Source organism: Pleurocapsa sp. FMAR1 (assembly GCF_963665995.1).
GTDB lineage: Bacteria > Cyanobacteriota > Cyanobacteriia > Cyanobacteriales > Xenococcaceae > Waterburya.
This window is the reverse complement of sequence record NZ_OY762512.1, coordinates 3800440-3814943: the sequence shown is the minus strand read 5'-3', so window position 1 is coordinate 3814943 and position 14504 is coordinate 3800440. Positions and strand designations below refer to the sequence as shown.

Annotated in this window: 15 protein-coding genes; 6 read left to right on the top strand and 9 right to left on the bottom strand. The window is 39.8% G+C overall.

What is annotated here, in order from left to right:
* Positions 1 to 149: 149 nt before the first annotated feature.
* On the bottom strand, positions 150 to 1106 hold the full coding sequence (locus tag SLP02_RS18640; RefSeq protein WP_319422228.1) for a cytochrome c oxidase subunit II: 957 nt from the start codon (positions 1104 to 1106) through the stop codon (positions 150 to 152).
* A gap of 523 nt (positions 1107 to 1629) precedes the next feature.
* Here SLP02_RS18640 and SLP02_RS18635 point away from each other — a divergent pair.
* Positions 1630 to 2553, top strand: coding sequence for a COX15/CtaA family protein (locus tag SLP02_RS18635; protein ID WP_319422227.1), 924 nt, complete (start codon positions 1630 to 1632; stop codon positions 2551 to 2553).
* Positions 2554 to 2613: 60 nt separating this feature from the next.
* The gene (locus SLP02_RS18630; protein ID WP_319422226.1) at positions 2614 to 3558 is read left to right on the top strand and encodes a heme o synthase; all 945 of its coding nucleotides are present in this window, start codon (positions 2614 to 2616) and stop codon (positions 3556 to 3558) included.
* Between the two features lie 308 nt (positions 3559 to 3866).
* Here the strand turns inward: SLP02_RS18630 and SLP02_RS18625 are convergent, their stop codons facing one another.
* The gene (locus tag SLP02_RS18625) at positions 3867 to 4208 is read right to left on the bottom strand and encodes a hypothetical protein (protein WP_319422225.1); all 342 of its coding nucleotides are present in this window, start codon (positions 4206 to 4208) and stop codon (positions 3867 to 3869) included.
* A gap of 345 nt (positions 4209 to 4553) precedes the next feature.
* On the opposite strand from SLP02_RS18625, the gene SLP02_RS18620 reads away from it, so the two are divergent.
* Positions 4554 to 4736 (top strand): CsbD family protein, encoded by a 183-nt coding sequence (locus SLP02_RS18620; RefSeq protein ID WP_319422224.1) that lies wholly within the window; start codon positions 4554 to 4556, stop codon positions 4734 to 4736.
* Between the two features lie 177 nt (positions 4737 to 4913).
* The gene (locus SLP02_RS18615) at positions 4914 to 7223 is read left to right on the top strand and encodes a metallophosphoesterase family protein (protein WP_319422223.1); all 2310 of its coding nucleotides are present in this window, start codon (positions 4914 to 4916) and stop codon (positions 7221 to 7223) included.
* Positions 7224 to 7276: 53 nt separating this feature from the next.
* Here SLP02_RS18615 and SLP02_RS18610 read toward each other — a convergent pair whose 3' ends face one another.
* Complete coding sequence (locus SLP02_RS18610; RefSeq protein ID WP_319422222.1) at positions 7277 to 7867, bottom strand: PadR family transcriptional regulator; 591 nt, start codon at positions 7865 to 7867, stop codon at positions 7277 to 7279.
* Positions 7868 to 8223: 356 nt separating this feature from the next.
* Between SLP02_RS18610 and SLP02_RS18605 the strand changes: the two genes are divergently transcribed.
* Positions 8224 to 9444 carry a M20 metallopeptidase family protein gene (locus SLP02_RS18605; protein WP_319422221.1) on the top strand — a complete coding sequence of 407 codons (1221 nt, stop codon included), beginning with the start codon at positions 8224 to 8226 and terminating at the stop codon, positions 9442 to 9444.
* A 98-nt stretch (positions 9445 to 9542) separates the two neighbouring features.
* On the opposite strand, the gene SLP02_RS18600 is transcribed toward SLP02_RS18605, so the two are convergent.
* The 6 genes from SLP02_RS18600 to bioU all read right to left on the bottom strand — a co-directional run bounded on the left by SLP02_RS18600 (position 9543) and on the right by bioU (position 13898).
* On the bottom strand, positions 9543 to 10010 hold the full coding sequence (locus SLP02_RS18600) for a hypothetical protein (RefSeq protein WP_319422220.1): 468 nt from the start codon (positions 10008 to 10010) through the stop codon (positions 9543 to 9545).
* A 22-nt stretch (positions 10011 to 10032) separates the two neighbouring features.
* Positions 10033 to 10245 carry a hypothetical protein gene (locus tag SLP02_RS18595; protein WP_319423704.1) on the bottom strand — a complete coding sequence of 71 codons (213 nt, stop codon included), beginning with the start codon at positions 10243 to 10245 and terminating at the stop codon, positions 10033 to 10035.
* A gap of 381 nt (positions 10246 to 10626) precedes the next feature.
* The gene (locus tag SLP02_RS18590) at positions 10627 to 10905 is read right to left on the bottom strand and encodes a 4a-hydroxytetrahydrobiopterin dehydratase (RefSeq protein ID WP_413467400.1); all 279 of its coding nucleotides are present in this window, start codon (positions 10903 to 10905) and stop codon (positions 10627 to 10629) included.
* Positions 10906 to 11015: 110 nt separating this feature from the next.
* Positions 11016 to 11936: an acetyl-CoA carboxylase, carboxyltransferase subunit beta gene (accD, locus tag SLP02_RS18585; protein WP_319422218.1), complete on the bottom strand. Its 921-nt coding sequence runs from the start codon at positions 11934 to 11936 to the stop codon at positions 11016 to 11018.
* 23 nt (positions 11937 to 11959) lie between these two features.
* On the bottom strand, positions 11960 to 12175 hold the full coding sequence (locus tag SLP02_RS18580; RefSeq protein WP_319422217.1) for a hypothetical protein: 216 nt from the start codon (positions 12173 to 12175) through the stop codon (positions 11960 to 11962).
* Between the two features lie 718 nt (positions 12176 to 12893).
* Complete coding sequence (gene bioU, locus SLP02_RS18575) at positions 12894 to 13898, bottom strand: (S)-8-amino-7-oxononanoate synthase BioU (protein WP_319422216.1); 1005 nt, start codon at positions 13896 to 13898, stop codon at positions 12894 to 12896.
* A gap of 387 nt (positions 13899 to 14285) precedes the next feature.
* Here bioU and SLP02_RS18570 point away from each other — a divergent pair, with 387 nt between their 5' ends.
* On the top strand, positions 14286 to 14495 hold the full coding sequence (locus SLP02_RS18570) for a DUF2997 domain-containing protein (protein WP_319422215.1): 210 nt from the start codon (positions 14286 to 14288) through the stop codon (positions 14493 to 14495).
* Positions 14496 to 14504 lie beyond the last annotated feature (9 nt).

The window sequence follows — 14504 nt, the reverse complement described above, 5'->3', positions numbered from 1 at the left end:
TGTAATTTATAAAACCTGATTTATCTATTTTGGAAGCTTTTAGCTTTTAGCTTTTTTATCTACCTATTTCTCTTAGGTTGGGTCAGCGACTAACTTTTAAGTATCAAAGATAAATAAGTTTGTTCTTTTTGTAGCGTAACCCAACAAAACTAAGGCTTCAATTGTGCTAAAGCATTTGCATCTACTCCAATATCTTTAGCATATGGTGCTAAAAATTCGGCATCAGCATTGGGTGCAGGATTCATGGCTACGGATTCATTATCACTATTCATAGCAAAAGTATTTTCCTGAATCCACTTTTGATAGTCTTCCTCGCTATCTACATAAAGCCGAGTTTTCATTCCGCCATGATATGCGCCACAAAGTTCGGCACACACCACAGGATATTCCCCGACTTTATTAGGTGTAAAGACCAACTTAGTTTCCCTACCAGGAATTACGTCCTGCTTGATCCTAAATTCAGGCAGCCAGAAGGCATGAATTACGTCGCCCGCCGTCATGTTCAATGCTACAGGGCGATCAACGGGAACGTGTATTTCTCCTGAAATTACGCCACTTTCTGGATAGGTAAATATCCAGGCGTATTGAATACCATTAACCTTTACTTCTAGAGGGTTTATACCTTGATCGGAGTCTGGAGAAACGCCTAAACCTAAAGCAATATTCTGCCTACTCGGATCTAAAGCCACTAATTCTGAGTGATGATGGGCATGGGCTAACTGAGGACCAGAATCTCCTGCTGCCATTGGATCTAATCCCCCCATACGGTTGTATATTTCAAAACTATAAATGGAGAGAATAAAAACAATTACTGTAGGTATGGCAGTCCAGACAATCTCTAGAGGAACATTCCCCTCTATTGGAGGCCCATCAGTGGTATCACCTTTTTGGCGACGAAATTTAAATAGGGAGTAAACTAATACCCCTTCTACTAAAAGAAATAAACCAGTGGCAATGGTCATCATAAAGTTAAAGAGTTCATCCACATCTCCTGCATCACTAGATGCTGCTACAGGAAGAAGCCCATGATTTTGTCCATACCACAGACTTATTAAGGTCATCGCAATTCCAGCGATGAGAGTAATTATGTTACCAGGAATATTCACGTTGATAGATGTTGGATAATGTTTACAAAAATTGGTGTTAGCGGATCTTCTTTTAGGATCTGATTTATTGGCTTTATCTACAGTTTATTACTTGTGAATGGAAATTTTTGAGATAAATAATACTAAAATTTCAGCTAAAAATATTTTGTTGTCTATTTATTAGGGTAAAGCAAATTTCCAGAAGATAGGTAGGTTTGATGCTCAAGTTCTAACTGCTAAGTTTAATTCTTTATTATTTGTTTGGGATCTATAAAACCACAACTATTGCCCTAGTCTATAAGTTTGCTTCTGTTCGCAAAATTTAATTTTTTCTTTATAAAGTTTGGAGTTTTGTCAAAGGCTTCACCAATCTAATCTGAAGAATATCTAAAATGATCAACCTATCAGAAAAAGGTCGTTAAAGTATTAGTAGAGGAAAGTAAGACAAGACCTAAGAAAAAATAATAGTTTATAGTTTGAATTTCAAGCGAATACTATTATAAGTTTGGTAAAGTTTTTTTCCATTTAATTAGTCAAGTGTGCAATGACAGAATCAACTTTTCAACCACAAACCAGCAACAGAGAAGAACTTCCCCGACCCCAAGTTTGGATTCGCCGTTTAGTTTGGAAAATGGCGATCGCCACACTACTTTTGATGGCTGTAGGCAGTGCCACTAGGGTTATGAACGCGGGGTTAGCCTGTCCAGACTGGCCTTTATGTTATGGTCAGCTTGTACCAACCCGACAGATGAACCTCCAGGTGTTTTTAGAATGGTTTCATCGTTTAGATGCTGCTTTGATAGGAATTAGTGCGATCGCCTTATCTGGTTTATCCTGGTGGTATCGTCGCCTATTGCCAAAATGGCTGCCTTGGGCTGCTACCTTTGCCCTATTTCTCATTGTTTTTCAGGGTATTTTAGGCGGACTTACAGTTACTCAGCTATTGCGTTTTGATATTGTTACAGCACATCTAGGCACAGCATTACTATTTTTTACAACCTTAATCATTATGGGAACTGCCCTGCTGCCTTATCAGGGAACAAAAACCGCAGCAAAACTAAGTTGGTTAGGCTTGAGCGCAGCAGCTTTAGTTTATCTGCAAAGTATTTTAGGAGGTTTAGTTGGCTCCCGTTGGGCATTGCATCAGTGTTTTGGAGGTTCTCAACTGTGTAACATCATGAATGCCCATATTTTAGGAGTTGTTCCCCCTACTTTGGCAACCATTGCCTTGGTTTGGTTTGCTAAGAAAACTCCTGGCTTACATAAAAATCTGCGTATTTTAGCTAACGCAGCAGCAGTATTAGTTAGCATCCAAATTTTACTGGGGTTTGCTACGTTCAAACTGCACCTTCAGGTTGAGCCTTTAACAGTTACTCATCAGGCGGTAGGTGCGAGTTTGTTAGGAGTATTAGTTGCTTTTACGGTGTTAGCTATACGAGATCAGAAACAACAGGCGATCGCTCAATAAAATCAAAAATACTTTACACTACTTTACATATAATCACCATAAATTAAAGGGAAAATCATAATGACAGGGACAAGTCTAGCCCGCCAAAATCAAAATTTAGCTGAAGTGGTTAAAAGCTATTATCAGCTAACCAAACCCCGTATCATTCCCTTGCTGCTAATCACCACGGCTGCATCAATGTGGATTGCTTCTGAGGGCAGAGTAGACCCAATTTTACTATTAGTTACTTTATTAGGGGGTACATTAGCAGCAGCTTCGGCTCAAGTACTCAACTGCATCTACGACCAAGATATTGACTACACCATGACTCGGACACGCAAGCGTCCAATCCCTTCAGGTAAGGTGCAGCCTCGTCACGCTCTAATTTTTGCTGCCGTGTTAGGCATACTTTCATTTTCGTTGCTAACTTTGTTTGCTAATTTATTGGCAGCATTATTGGCAATGTCTGGCATTATTTTTTATATGCTCATTTATACTCATTGGCTAAAGCGACACACGACCCAAAACATTGTGATTGGTGGTGCTGCGGGGTCAATTCCACCTTTGGTTGGTTGGGCTGCGGTAACAGGCAGTCTAGGCTTAATCCCCTGGTTATTGTTTGGCATCATCTTTCTGTGGACTCCTCCTCATTTTTGGGCTTTGGCACTGATGATCAAAGAAGACTATGCCGAAGTGGGAATACCAATGTTGCCTGTAGTTAAAGGAGAAGCAGAAACTGTTAAGCAAATCTGGGTTTATACTCTGTTAGTAGTTCCCTGTAGCCTATTGTTAATGTATCCTGTAGGGAATTTGGGTATTGTTTATGGTGCGATCGCAACTTATCTCGGCTATAAGTTTATCTACAAGGCTTGGGAATTAAAGCAAGATCCAACTAGCAATCAGTTAGCGCGGGGGATGTTTAAGTATTCCATCTTCTATATGATGTTATTGTGCGTGGCGATGATTATTGATACCTTGCCTCTAACTCATCAGTTAATAGGCATGGTGTTTACCTGCGGTGGATAATTTTAAAACTACCTAGTGTGGATCGATAATATGGCATCAGAATTAAAGATCGTTGACTATATTTCTGTCCACACCACACTGTAGTATTTGAATCGATGGATTATAAACTACCCCTTATCAAACTATTTATTTGCCATTTACCTAAAAACTTGGAACTGCATCCAAGCTAAAAGCCCTAAAAAATAAGTTTGGGGCTTTTAGCTTAAGATTTAATTTTAAGAAGAACGTTCAGCCTTGACTAACTACTACTATTGTTTTTGTTCAGAATGTCAATCTCAACTGAAAGTTAGAAAGTATTAACAAAATAGCTAGTTTGTATCCAGATGGTCAGCGAGAGTTCTTACACTATGTAAATAACTTTGATCGTTGAGAGTAGCTTCTGATAGCCTACCTGCTGAGATGGCAGTTTTAACTAAATCTCTAGGTTGTAATTTGTTAGTTTTAATTGCGCTAATAAATCTGCCACCAGAAGGAATTCCTTGATCTGTAAAACGACCTTGATAGGCTGCTGATACTAAATTAGACGGACTAACTTCGACGATATTATGTGCTTCTTGACTGTTGGTAGTAACTTTCTCTTGAGCCAATAAGGGGGAAGAAAAACCGATAGTTGTTAATACTGATAAAGTGATAATTGAAGATAGTTTCATGATCTTGTTCCTATAAATTAATTTTAGTTTTGAATCATTCTTTGCTTGATTCAATTACTATATTGAGCTAGGTCACTTAGATAATGATGAGGAAGATCTGAAGAAACAATAAGATATTGCTGGGAAAAACTAACCAACAAATCAGCAAATATTAATGTGCATAATTTACAATCAAACAAGTCTAAACTCTTCGATAAACTCAACAGGAATTACCAACAGCGATCGCATTATTTGGTATATCTTTAGAATCAATCTTTGAGTAAATAATCAGAAATTGTTAAGTTGGCTCAATAATTTAATATGTGATATTATTGTAATAATTTTAATACGAAGAGGACTATAATAATGAGTATTGAAGATAGAGTTAAAGCTACTGCCAAAAACGTTGAAGGTAAAGTCCAAGAGGCAGTGGGCGAAGTTACGGGTAATCCTCAAGACAAAGTTGAAGGACGAGATAAACAAGCAGAAGCTCAAGTCCAGCATAGTGTAGAAAACGTTAAAGATAACATCAAAAAAGCGATTGATTAAGTTAATTAGTAATTTTTACTTATAGCTTATTTAATTTATGCAAAGGTTTGGAGTAGCTAAGCCTTTTTTGTTGATGGGTAAGCATTTTAAGCATTTTTTAGTAAAGTGTTTGATGTAATAATTAAAGAAAACATCAAGACTTTTTAAATTAAAATATAATTTTTAAATATTGAAACATTGAATTCACAGATTGTTTTTGAATATTTACCAGATATTAAAGATCTGCCTCTAATTTTAGCTGGTCCAATTTTACGACGTACAGAAGCAGACAGCATTACTGTTTGGTTGGCATTAAAAAAAGCGCAATCGCTTTTGCTGCAAGTATATGAGACAGAAAACGAAGGTCAAGCCATTAGTGAACTAATATTCCAAGGTCAGCGCGACACAATCCAATTAGGTGAACATCTTCATATAGTTGCCATCACCGCCAAAGCCACGGGCGGTAAATCCCTTCAATCAGGCGAAATTTATGCTTATAATGTTTACTGCGATGGCAATGGTTACAGCCTACTCGACGATATCCAAACCAGCAGCTATAGCCTGAGTTATTTTTCCCATCAGCTTCCTACTTTTTCTCTACCACCCGCTGATTTAAACCAGCTAAAAATCGTTCATGGCTCTTGTCGTAAGCCTCATGGTGGTGGTAAAGACACTCTATCTTATTTAGACAATTTAATTCTAGAATCAGCACATTTAGCAACCGAAAGACCTCATCAGCTATTTCTCACAGGAGATCAGATATACGGTGATGATGTTGCCGATCCTATTCTTTGGCTAGCTCAAGGTATTAATCAACTTTTGTTTGGTTGGTCGGAAGAGTTACCTCTAATAGAAGGAACAATCTTGGCTAACGAGATAATTCCAGGTAAACGCGCAGAGATTGCCCGTATTGAAGGGGGATTGACTGCCATGCTAGAAAAAACCCCCCAAAAAGCTAAAAGCCATTTATTTAGCTTTGGTGAATATGCTGCTGCTTACTTGTTGGCTTGGTCGCCAGTATTGATGCCTGTAGATTTTCCCTCTGGCAAAAGTTTATTCAAAGACAGCAAGAAGTCACATCATTGGCAACAAGAACTTGAAGATATAAATAGCTTTGTCAAGGATTCAAACTGCGTCAGGCGAGCATTAGCTAATATTCCCGTGTATACTATTTGCGATGACCATGACATTAGCGATGATTGGTATCTGAATCGGCAATGGTGCGATCGCGTTTTAGGGAAGCCTTTAGGCAAAAGAATTGTTCAGAATGGTTTATTGGCTTATGGTTTGTTTCAAGCCTGGGGTAACACACCCCAAAAGTTTGCAGAGGCAACAGGAGGAGAAAAGCTACTGCAACTAGCCTCTAAGTGGTTAGCTTCAAAAGGTCAAGATGTGTGGGCAAAACAAAAATGCGATCGCTATTTGGGCATTCCTGCTACTGACCCGTCAACAGGATTACCTCGATTAGAAACCGACGCAGACGTAGTTATCCTGGCGCGAGACAGTGAAGCTATTCCCTGGCACTACAGCGTCAGCAGCTATAAACATGAAGTTATTGTGCTAGACACCCGTACTTGGCGCGGTTACCCTCCTGAAGAAGATAAAGGTCTAGAACCGCCTATGTTACTATGCCCTAGAGCTTTTGAACAACAGCTAGAAAGCCCTTTGAGCCAAAGTAAAGCAGAAATTGAAGCCACTATAATTATTTTACCGACAAACTTAGTTGCCTTAGGCATTATCGATCGCATTCAGCAATTTGAATTAAGTCGCGGTCGTGTATTTCATAGTGATGTGGGAGATTCTTGGAATTTTCACGCCGACGCTTTTGCCCAGCTATTACTTACTCTTTGTCAACAACGTCAGCGAGTAATTATTCTCTCAGGAGATATTCACTACAGTTGTGCAGTACGTTTTTCTCATTGGTTTTATGATGCACCTGAAGGTTCTGTATTAGTCCAGCTTACCTCCAGCGCGATTAAAAATTCCGAGATGGCTACTCGCGTGGCGCATACCAAACTTAAATCTTTGTTTCCCGAAAAAACTGAAAGCTGGTTGGGATGGAATAACCCTTTAAAGCTGAAAGAAATTTCCCCCTCTGGCTCGAAACAAAAGCAACAGTATTTAGATGACTCAAATTCACTTCCTGATTGGCAATATCGTATTGAATGGTGCAAAAGACAGCCAGCCCAATCATTATCTTGGCAGCAGTCCCAGGAAAAACTTACCCCTAAAGGATATAGTTCTCGTAGTCCTGTTGCTCTTAGTCTTTGGCAGAAGTTTATTGCTAGCTTGATTTTTTGGCTGTGGCGCAATTCTTGGTTACAGGAGGGTTCAGAAGTTATCGGCAGAAATAACCTCAGTTTGGTCAAGTTTCGCTGGTCAACTACTAAAACAGTTATTCAAGAAAGTTACTGGCATCCTCCTTGGAACAATACTGGTGCGGTTAAAAGCCGTTATGAGGTTTCCTTGGAAGCCGATCCCTTGCCTCCCTTGCCAAAAATAAAGTAGCTACAGTAATCCTGTGGTTGAGTTGAAAGATTACTATTGTTTCCTCTACTCCTCTACATCTGTGACAAGAGCTTGTAAATTTCACGCTTAACCTGAACCAAAAGATCGCGCACTTGATTTGTCTGTTCGGGGTTACCACTTCGAGCAGCGTGTGTAACAGCATCATTCAACTCTGTCAAAGTACGCCGCAACTCGATTAATTCAGAAGACTCCTTCGCTGTAGAGTTACCGTAAACTTTTTCTGAACCAAGCTGTTGTTCGCGCTCATCCAATAGCTGTCTACCACTGTCTGTAATGGTGTAGACACGTTTGTCATCGATTTGCTCGCTAGTTAAATAACCCTTTTCTTCTAGCATTTGCAGCTTTGGATACACCGATCCTGGACTAAGGCGACGAAAACCACCGCGACGATTTTCTAACTCTTTTATCAGTTCATAACCGTGCTGGGGTCGCTCAGATAGCAAGCTAAGCAAAATAAACTTTATTTCACCACGACGGGTACGAGGCTCATCCCTCCACCTGCCACCAAATCCTCTTCGTCTTCCTGCAAATTTCTCACTGGCGAAAAACTGAATGTCAAAATTTTCTCCAGCCCATGCTGGCGAAAAGCGCGAATCGAAGTATTCAAACATAGTTGACCTCATAGTTGTCGTTTTTGAATTATTGTTTATTTGATATATCGCGATATATCGTTATAGTAACATAAGAATATATTTTGATATGGGATAAACGATCGAAAAGCCATTTCAAGAAGAGAAGATTGTCTTTAATAAGAGCGATCGCTTTATTCAATCCTCCACCACGATTTAAAATACGAATATAAATCATCTGTAGATGTAATAGATAAAATGATAGTGCCAGAAAAAATTGGTGAGATAATCTATGTTATGTCTTTAATTTAAATTGCTATTATTTTCTAAACTGCCTTTGATAAAGGCTATTAAAATATACCTATCTCATAGTTCTATTAAAAACTAAGATAATTTCTGGATGTTAAAATATGATCTTCACGGTAAAAGAAGCCAAATCCGTTGATTTAAGCCAAATTCGCTCTGAAATACGCAACTTGCAGCTAAATTTAGTTGAGTGGCGACGTAGCCTACATCAGAAACCAGAATTAGCTTTCCAAGAACAGATTACGGCAAAATTTATCCAAGAAAAACTTCAGTCGTGGAATATTCCCCATGAAATAGGTATTGCCAAAACTGGTATTGTCGCCACTATTATCAGTAATTTTCCTGGCAAAGTCTTGGCTATTCGTGCCGATATGGATGCTTTACCAATCCAAGAAGCAAACGAGGTTTCCTATAGATCGCAACATGAAGGCAGGATGCACGCTTGCGGACATGATGGACATACGGCGATCGCTCTTGGTACAGCTTACTATCTCTCGAACCACAAAGATAGCTGGCAGGGGACAGTAAAAATTATCTTCCAACCCGCCGAAGAAGGTCCAGGGGGAGCAAAACCGATGATTGAAGCGGGAGTGTTACACAATCCTGAAGTGGATGCAATTATCGGCTTACATCTGTGGAATAATTTGCCTCTAGGCACTATAGGAGTTCGTAGTGGTGCATTAATGGCAGCCGTAGAGTGTTTTCGTGTGTCGATTTTAGGTAAAGGTGGTCATGGGGCAATGCCCGATCAAACCGTAGACTCAATTGTGGTTGCTAGTCAAATTGTTAATGCTTTGCAAACTATTGTTTCGCGTAATGTCAAGCCTTTAGACGCTGCGGTAGTAACCGTAGGTGAGTTACACGCAGGTACAGCATTGAACGTGATCGCCGATACCGCCAGGATGAGTGGCACGATTCGCTATTTTAATCCTGAATTAGAAACTCTTATTGGTAAAAGGCTAGAAGCTATCATTGCCGGTATCTGTCAAATGCACGGCGCAAACTATGAACTAAATCACTGGCAGCTATATCCACCTACAGTTAACGATAGTGCGATCGCCGAATTGGTGCGCTCAGTGGCAGCAGAAGTAGTAGAAACCCCCATGGGAGTTGTGCCAGAGTGCCAAACTATGGGAGGAGAAGATATGTCTTTCTTTTTGCAGGAAGTGCCTGGATGCTATTTCTTTTTGGGTTCAGCCAATCCCGATAAGGGTTTAGCCTATCCCCATCATCATCCTCGCTTTGACTTTGATGAAACAGCTTTAGGAATGGGTGTAGAGATATTTGTCCGCTGTGTAGAGAAGTTTTCAAACGGTGATTATTAATTAACGTCTATAAATAATAGTTATGTCGATCAAAAGCCTTATATTTCAGCTTTTAATCAACATTCAAATAAATCTTTTATAGCTTAATTTTTTGGCAACTATTTATTTGATTCAAATCCTGGAAGTGTTTGATTTGCTTTACAGTATTGCCCTAACCAAGTTATACCGCTTAGGGAACGAAAGGGAACTATAAACAAATCTGTTTTCGGTATTTCCAAATTCACTTTTACTCCAGAAACTCCAATGCCAAAAAGCTGAAGCAATGGCGATAAATTCTTTGCTTCTACGCCGAGTTGACAAAAACCCTCAAGCAATGCTAGATGATTTTTTAGGGGTTCAATAGCTTCTGCCTGGACTTCTCTAATAGTGGTCTGAACCTCTGGCAGTTCTTTAGCAATTGTTGCTTCAGTTTCCTGGGGATTTAATCCTAATCCCGCAGCCAATTCTATAGTTTCATAGAACATAGGCAGGACAAATTGCTCTACCAAACCAACTACTCCCTGAATTATAGAAACAAACTGACCAGCCTGTAACCGAATAGTAATTTCTCCATTAGCATTAGACACTTTCACTAAACCCGCATGATTCTCAGGTCAAAACTCCGATCAAAGAAGCATTGACCTGAGAATCATGCTGGACAAATAAGGCTGTTCCCTTAGAAACCACTTTAGCTTGAGGAGTATTAATAGTGCTTTGTCCCTGTTCTGGACGGATCATGACCAGCGCAGCACCACTAGTCAATTCAAAATTACGTTTACCTTGAGGAAAGCGAAAGGTAGTTTCTGCACCTGTTCTTACTATCGTACCTTCGTTAAATAGGATATCAGCACGGGAGTCGGCATTAGTACGTATAGAATCTCTGGGTACAATTACATCACCTATTTTAGCCTGATTCCAGTTTGGTTTATCTTGATGATTTATGTCTACTTAATTACGTATTTTATAAATTTCCGCTTGCTTGACTACTGTGCTAGCAGAAGTTGTACCAGAAAAAAAATAAGCTATACACAAGCTGAAGATTAACGTGAAGCATAAGCTAACCAGGAATTTTGATTTTTTGGTAAAAAACTGCTGCATAGAAAACAAAAGCAGACGTATTCAAAAAATGAGGTAATGCAAACTTAATACTGATTTATCTGAAGGAATGAAGGACAAGGAAAAATTTTTAGTCCTCATTAACTTTTAATTAGCTAATTTAGAAATGGTTTGAGCCATGTCAAAATCTTTTTGGGTTAGTCCTCCTGCATCATGGGAAGTGAGAGAAACTTTTACTTTGTTATAGGAAATTTCTAAGTCGGGATGATGTTGTGCTGCTTCTGCTGGTTTAACTAGTTTATCGACAAAATCGATCGCCTGGACAAAGTTTTTAAATTTAAAGGTACGAGTAATGGTTTGGTCTTGTTGCTGCCATTGGGGTAAGGTTTGAATTTTCTGGTCAATTTCAGTTTGATTCAAAGTCATAGTCTTGGCGGTAAGAGATTGAGGACATGAAATTAAGGCGATCGCCATTACCAAAAAGATTCTCGGTAACGATCGTTTTAAGCTGATAAACATTACTTTAATTGTGCTATTTAGACGGTTTCACTCACTTCTGAATGATATTTTTGTTCTATAGGAGACATTAGAGCATAAAAAGGCTGATGCAGACTAATCAACTGCGCCAAAGTCTTTTTTAGCTGAGTGCGGGGCACAATTGAATCAATAAAACCATGTTCTAATAAATATTCAGAGGTTTGGAATCCTTCGGGTAACTTTTCTCTCAAAGTTTGTTCTATTACCCGTCTACCTGCAAAACCAATAGTAGCTTTAGGTTCAGCTATAATAATATCTCCTAACATAGCAAAGCTAGCGGTAACTCCTCCCATAGTAGGATGAGCTAACACAGGAATATATAGTAATTTTGCTTCTTGGTGACGTTGCAAAGCTCCTGAAATTTTTGCCATTTGCATTAGGCTAAACATACCTTCCTGCATTCTTGCTCCACCAGAAGCACAAATAATTACTACGGGAAATCCTTCGGCAGTAGCGTGTTCAATTAGACGACAAAGCTTTTCTCCGACTACGGATCCCATGCTGCCACCCATAAAGCGAAAATCCATCACCCCCAAAGAAATAGGTAGACCATCAGTTAAACCCGTACCTGTTGTCACCGCATCAGTTAGACCTGTTTTTGCCTGATAGTCCTGTAATCTTGCCTGATAATCTTTGCGATCGCGAAATATCAGGGGATCAATTGGTCTAATATTTTCGTTTAGAGGTTTCCATGTATTAGCATCGATCAATTGCCTGATTCTTTCGTCACTATCAACTTGATTATGATAATCGCATTCAGGACAAACTAATTGGTTAGCCTGTAAATCTTTTGTATATGCCACAGAAGCACAAGCAGTACATTTTGTCCATAGTCCATCAGCAATTTCTCTCTCTTGCAGCTTTTGCATCGGTAGTTCTGTTTTTCTGAGGTTGGCGAACCAATCAAATAAAGAAGACATAATTTAAGTTTTTTTATAAAGTTTCAGCTTTCTGGATTATCTTCTGGAGGACTTAAAAGCAATAAAGCTGTCCACTGATCTTTAGATCTTACCTGTAATGCTGCTTGACTTCCCTCTCCAAAATAAATACCCGCGCCAATATTAAGGACGCGACTAGGAATATCATAAGCAGTCAATATTTGCTGCATCAACTCTGCCTCCCAGCGAGCTTTAGTCGTCTTTAGTGTAATCCAAGACACCGATCTATACTATTTTTTTTGACTACTATTACTATAGTGTCTATTTATATACATTTTTGCTTCACGGGGTGACAAAGAATTTAAAGGGTAGACAAACAGTTGGCTCTAGCAGCGAAATGCTAAGAAAAAGGGGGTCAAGCTAATTCCTGCTGCGATCGCCATTCAAACAATTTTGATAATTAAAGGTAATTATACAAAAAGCGACGTCTAAAGCGCGGGTGTGGAACAGCGAGACAGTGTGGTCTTCGTGAGAGGAAACGCCCCCGTTTAGGGGGCTTGTTCCACTCTCACGGCGGGGTTTCCCCCATGAACAACTGTCTCAAGACAAGCTTTTTGAATACAAAGGCTTTAAGCCTTTTTTGATTCACTCGCTCATGAGACAAAGGGCTAGATGCGAGAAAGGACTTGTCCGCATCTAGTACCCCTTTCTTGCCGAGATGCCTCGCCCTCGTCAGTCGCAGAAGACGGGGGGAACCCCCCTTCGGGTTCGTGCCTTTGCTCAAGTCGGGAAACCCGCCCAAGGCAACTGCTTCACCGCAACGCGCTGACTCGCAACGGGTCGCAGACCCGCAACGGCTACATGCGGAAGTGCGCCTTTGTTGAAGCGATGGCTGCACAACGCTTCGCGTTGAGTACAGCGCATCCGCGCCATCGTCTGCGGAGCACAAAGGGCTTGCCCGCGTGTGACCCCCACCGCGAGAGTTGAATTGCTTACTAGCTATCTTACAAACTGAGGCATAATTTCGGCTGCGGTAAATAAGCCAGTAATACCACGACGGTTTAAAGCTATACCAGCTTTGAGATAACCAAAAGCTGGACCACACACGTTAGCTGCCATACTAGTTTCATCTCCCAAGCTGAAAGTATGGGTAGATATTTTTCCTTCAAAAGTACGTCCTGTAACTTTGACATTAGTACTGAGGGGTTTTTTCGGGTTACGAGTATCTACCACCCCACCAACGGTAACTCGACTGCGATCGCATATTCCTGCTAACTCCAACATGATATCGTCGGCGTGTTCCATGTTTTCTAGGGAAATAATACCGTCAGTTTTATCTAACAACTGGGCAACTTCGCGATCGCTCATTGCTCTGGCTGTTTCGACATCGTATTCTGGCATATGAGCAATATCTTCTCTGATAGTTGCCCGATAAGCCTCCCAATTAGCAATACCTACACCAAAGGTAATCTTAACGCTATGAATTTCGGCATAGCTTTGTGCTGCTACTGCTGCTGCTGCTGTTAATAATCCAGGAGTTGCACCACACCCTGTTAAATATGTAATTCCCGCCTGTTGTAAATCAGATTGCAATTCTAATAATTGTTCAACCGCGCTAGTGCGTTTAAGGGCATCTACCAAAACTCCTTGCCATCCTGAATTGATAAACTTCCTGGCAACATCTGCCATAAAAGTATTAGGTAGATTGGGCAAAGCCAAAAAGTAGCCATCTACTGCCCTATTATGGGTGATTAGATCTTCAATACTGTTGTTGCTTAGAGTCCCCCATTCATCTAAGTAACCCACCGAATATCGGTTGTTATAGGTGGAGATTGCTGTATTCAAATTTAATCCCGTAGGGTTGTAGGCATAGCCTTTTTGATCTGCTGCTGCTACTAGGGTCATCTCTCCTTTAGGATCTAAAATCCTGGCTGCTGCCTGTCCTAAACCTCCAAAACCCATAACGCCAACTTTGATTGGATTAGCTGCTTTGTCGATAATCATTTTTAGCTCTAAGGTCTACACATAATAGATTTTATTATCCGAGCTTATTGCTCAAATTGCTCAAATTAAATAAATAAATTAAAAATTATCTCTACCAATAGTTACAGACTAGTTTGTTGATTCTAAAGGATTATTGTATCTTTTTGTTAATAAAATATTTTTTTTCCGCCTCTTGCTCTTGACTCAGGACGTGGTTTGCGGAAAACTTAAAATAGGCAATAGTAGTTAAACTAATTATTATTAAGTTTTGATAAGATTCCCATAGTATTTAGTTAATTGCTCAAAATATCTATATAAAGAGCGATATAACAAAAAATAGTGGCTCTGTAAACTATTTGTTAGTTTTCAACAGTTACAGCTTGATGCTAAGTAGGCGATCGCAAATACATGGAAACACTTGAATTCATTATTTATCCCGATGGTCGGGTTAAAGAGACAGTAACTGGTATTGTTGGCTCATCTTGCCAAGAGGTGACAGCAGCAATTGAAGAACAGTTAGGGGTGGTTATTGACCAAAAACCTTCTTCTGACTACTATGCTCAGAATGTTACTCAAACAGCTACTGTAGCTACCCAAAACAACTATAGTGATTGGTAATTTAACAAA